Annotated in this window: 3 protein-coding genes and 1 pseudogene; 1 reads left to right on the top strand and 3 read right to left on the bottom strand. The window is 31.3% G+C overall.

Annotation, left to right across the window (positions count from 1 at the left end; translation table 11 throughout):
• Window positions 1-241 precede the first annotated feature (241 nt).
• Complete coding sequence (locus tag FTV32_RS15880; protein WP_035270317.1) at window positions 242-1,153, bottom strand: ParB/RepB/Spo0J family partition protein; 912 nt, start codon at window positions 1,151-1,153, stop codon at window positions 242-244.
• 11 nt (window positions 1,154-1,164) lie between these two features.
• On the bottom strand, window positions 1,165-1,941 hold the full coding sequence (locus FTV32_RS15875) for a ParA family protein (RefSeq protein ID WP_035270320.1): 777 nt from the start codon (window positions 1,939-1,941) through the stop codon (window positions 1,165-1,167).
• Between the two features lie 943 nt (window positions 1,942-2,884).
• On the opposite strand from FTV32_RS15875, the gene FTV32_RS15870 reads away from it, so the two are divergent.
• Window positions 2,885-4,063 carry a replication initiation protein gene (locus FTV32_RS15870; protein WP_035270863.1) on the top strand — a complete coding sequence of 393 codons (1,179 nt, stop codon included), beginning with the start codon at window positions 2,885-2,887 and terminating at the stop codon, window positions 4,061-4,063.
• Window positions 4,064-4,169: 106 nt separating this feature from the next.
• On the opposite strand, the pseudogene FTV32_RS15865 reads toward FTV32_RS15870, so the two are convergent.
• Window positions 4,170-4,276, bottom strand: a pseudogene (locus FTV32_RS15865) (IS1 family transposase); the annotation flags it as partial.

Below are 4,276 nucleotides of genomic sequence, written 5' to 3'. Positions count from 1 at the left end.
TCATGAGAAAGCCCATATAAATGGGTAATGTACAAGTTGCTGTAGAAGCATGTTTAATTCGTCTGATCACAGATACTTTATAAAGTATTTTAATACTTTTTTGAATCCGTCAATGCGTAAGTCCTAGGTTAAATTATTCAAAGATGAAATTGGTATTTAGAATGATGATTAATTTTATTACTAGGTATCACAAAGATTATACTATCAGACATATTTTAAAGAAAGGAAGTGTAGCAACTTGCTACACTTCTTGATTTTGCTCTACCAACTCTTTCAATATATTTTCTAATTTTTCTAAACTAGCATCATCAAAATGAGAAATTTTTAGAGAAACCTTTAATAAATTATCATTAAATTTAATATTCCCAGCAACTTTACCAGCATATTCAATTTTTTTTACAAGCGATGTTGATGGAGAATCGTTATTATCTTGAACTAGGTATTTCGTAGCTTGTACAACAGCCTTAGTTTGCTCAAGTTGGCCATTCTTTACTTTTGTCCAAACAGTTAACAAGGCTTTTTCAGCACGTAGTTTTATTTCGTCGTGATCTGCAAGAAATTTTTTAAAAGCTGTTGCAGCAGTTCGACCTAATAATTGGGGCTCATTTGCCAAATCATTCAAGATGGCTTTAGGCAACATTTCAAAAGATAAATATTTATACATGTCTTCACGATTTAAGCCTAAAGATTTCGCTAAACGTTGTTTATTTTTCTTTAAGTTTTCATCCAAACCTACTAGACCAATATAGATTTCGAAGTCTGTTAAATCCTGGCGTTTTAAATTTTCAGCTAGTGTAAGTAGTGAAGCTTCTTCATTATTTGCATCAATAATAATGGCTTCAATGGTCGATTTTTTTAGAATTTCATGCGCACGTAATCGACGTTCACCTGCAATCAGTTCAAATTTTAAATTTTCAAGTTTACGAACAGTGATGGGTTGCAACAAACCAACTTCATCGATCGATTCAGCCAGTTCTTTGATTTCCTGCTCATCAAATTTTCTACGCGGTTGATAAGGACTCCGTGAAATGTCTTCAATGGGGACATTTCGTCTAAATTCCTTTAATTCCTTTATATTATCTTTTTGAGCTAATTGATGCTTTTGAGTATTTTGTTTCAGCTTTTGAGCTAAAAGTTCTTTTGCAGTTGCCATAAAATTCTCAATCAGTTAACTTTAGCTAATATTTCTTTAGCTAAACTTTCAAAAGCCTTTCGAACCTTTCCACTTTTGTCTAACTTAAGTAAAGACTGCTGCATAATTGCGGCTTGATTTACTTTTGTACTTTGTGGAATAGTCGTTTCCATAATATAGCCCACTTGCTTAAATGCTTCATCACGAATGAGTTTACAAACATTTTGTCGCTCATCGTGCTTAATCAGTAGGGCACCTAATAATTGTAGCTCCGCATTGATTCTCTTTATTTTTTCCAAATGATTAAGTAAGTCTGTAACACCATATAGGCCATATTGTGAGCCAGATTCAATCGGGATAATTACATGTGTTGAAGATGCTAAAGCATTACTAGTCAATAGTTTTAAACTTGGAGGGCAGTCAATTAAAATAAAATCATAAAGATCTTTTAATAGTTCTAATTTTGTAGTGAGTTCTTCTGAAGGTCTTGGAGCATCTTCTTTTAGTTGGTCCTCAGTTTTTCCTAAATTGAGAGAACCATAAATTAGTGAAACATTATCAAAATTAGTATCTTCTTCTAAAGCGTCGGTAAGTAATGAGACATCACCTACTAATAACTCAGCGGTTGTTACTCCAACTTCACTTGGATGTTTTAAACCAATATGCAAGCTAGCATTTGCTTGAGGATCTAAATCGATTACAAGCACTTTCTTTCCTAAGTTTGCTAGCTCAGAGGCTAAATGAACAACTGTTGTTGTTTTACCACAACCACCCTTGTGATTCGCAACAGCAATAATTTTTGCAGACATACTTGTCAAATCATTCTATATTTACAATTACTATTAATATAAATAACTTTGGACTAAGTTACTACACCTTTTAAATTTAAAACAGTCATTTGTATAACGCTAAAACAATTTTAAATTTAAAATCTCATATAGCTAGCTTAATTAATAATTAATAGTAATTTATAATTAAGCTAATTAATAATTAAGCTAATATTTTTCATTTAAAAACAATACTATATCCACTTTAAGGTGGAGGGTTTGTCATCTTAAAGTGGAAGAGTTGTCTTCTATAAGTGGAAAGATGATCACTTAAAAGTGGAATTCTTGTCACTATAAAGTGGAGTAGATGTCACTTAAAAGTGGAATATTTGTCACTATAGTGGAATGCTTGTCACTGTTAATTATAAAATATAGGTATTATTATTTAAAATATAGATAAAACAATTACTTATGATGTTGATAACTTGGTTAAGTTGTGTGCAATAGTGGAAAAAAAATCACTTACAAAAATAATATTGTGGATAAAGTTGTAATGCTTTTTTAACTAGACCACTTTTTGATATATTTATTGATCTAAGAGTGGAAAGAATTTCACGCACTCACCCTAGAATGCAGATATTTTGTTCTTATGACTAAACTCGATATTCTTTTTCAGTGATCTGCGTTTTTTAAAGGTGGAAAACTTGTCATATCGAAATAGGTTAATTGATTATTTAAAATCCATTATGGGTATTTATTCATCAATCCGTATTTCTATAAAGAATCAAAAACATCTAAAAGTGGAGTGTTTGTCATCTTTGGGTGGAATTAAAAAATAAAATTCCACTTTTAATTGATTTTTATCTAAATCTGGTGACAAGTATTCCACCTTAGGTTTTTTAGGTGAAAGTGTTGAATATTTTTCCACTTTTTTATATAACATGCATAATCAACTTAAGCACACTTAAAATAGTTAATACTCTTTATGTCAGAACTAAGCCATAACAAAGAAGAGCTGGATTCAATCCCGTACTGCATAGGTAATATTCGTCACAATGGGGTTGTAAGTACTAGCAATCGTTTGATACGCCCTATTGAATTGTCAGCGAATGAATATAAAGCACTTTTATACGCGATGGCTGTTGCCAATTACGGTGAGAAGAATCATATCGATAAAGAGATTAGTGAACAAACATACATCTATCTGTATAAAGATGATTTAGCTGAATTATTGGGATTAAGTAAGCGAAATTCAATTAATGTAGCCATTGATCGAATTTACAAAGAACTTTCATCCCGTGTGGCGCACTTTGTAATTGAAGAACCTGTAGATGATATAAAGAAAAAGACTAAAAGAGTTCACTCGGTTGTCCCTATTATCCGTGAGTTAAGATGGGAAGATGATTCAAAGAATGCACTTCAAATCAGATTTACCAGTGAAGTATTACCTTACTTTACTCAATTAGCTGGTGGTAATTTTACAACATACCAACTTAAACATTTATTTGCTCTAGATTCAGTTGCAAGTATGAGTCTTTATACCTATTTCATAAAAAACGAATTCAAATTTAAGACTCAGGAAATCTACGAAGTTCCATTATTATTAGAGAATCTCAAAGCCCTAATTGATATAAATGAAACTAAATATGACCGTTGGGTTGATTTTCGACGTTATGTATTAGATAAAATTGTAGCTGAAATTAATGAAAATACCGATTTACAATTAGAATATGAAACAATTAAAAAAGGACGGCCTATTGTAGGCGTAAAATTTAAATTACATCATCGTAGCTTTGAGAAACCTGTAATTGAAAATAAAAAGGCCGAAAAATTAAAGATCTACTTAGATGTTCCATTTGAAGATAATGCTGAGGTAAAAGATCTAGGTGCAAAATTCGATACCACTGTACGTTCATGGTATATTTTTAATGATGATGAAAATTATTTACAGCTTGAAAAGTGGTTTAAGACTGAAGGTTGCCTCACAGACTCTCAAGCAAACGTTGTTATTAATGATTCATTATTTCAAATGGATTTTGCTGAAGTAGGAATGAGCTTAAGTGACTTTAAGAGAAAAATGAAAAATAAATTGAAAACAGATAGTAAATTTGTGGAAGGCATCAAGGATCGTCTAAATGAAATTTTCGGAAAGGATATTATCTAGGAGTGTAGCAACTTGCTACACTTTTATCGGCTATTCTTAGTTCAAGAAACCACTTATAACTTTAATTAGTAAAACAGTTGGTGGTATTTCAAAAAGTATGCTGGCGTTAAACAAATCCGTTATTAAGGTAAAAGAAAGTCAAATCAAAGGCTTTAAAATGATTTTCGAGCTTTTTAGAAAAGTTGCAACTTCTCCTAAATCCACGCCTGATTC

Source organism: Acinetobacter sp. YH16032 (genome assembly GCF_013417345.1).
In the GTDB taxonomy this organism is placed as follows: domain Bacteria; phylum Pseudomonadota; class Gammaproteobacteria; order Pseudomonadales; family Moraxellaceae; genus Acinetobacter.
Note: the sequence above shows the minus strand (reverse complement) of the source record. Positions and strands in the feature narration are given on the sequence as shown.

Coding starts and splice junctions, on each gene's coding strand:
- FTV32_RS15880 (WP_035270317.1), bottom strand. CDS start 1,153: ATGGCAACTGCAAAAGAACTTTTAGCTCAAAAGCTGAAACAAAATACT.
- FTV32_RS15875 (WP_035270320.1), bottom strand. CDS start 1,941: ATGTCTGCAAAAATTATTGCTGTTGCGAATCACAAGGGTGGTTGTGGT.
- FTV32_RS15870 (WP_035270863.1), top strand. CDS start 2,885: ATGTCAGAACTAAGCCATAACAAAGAAGAGCTGGATTCAATCCCGTAC.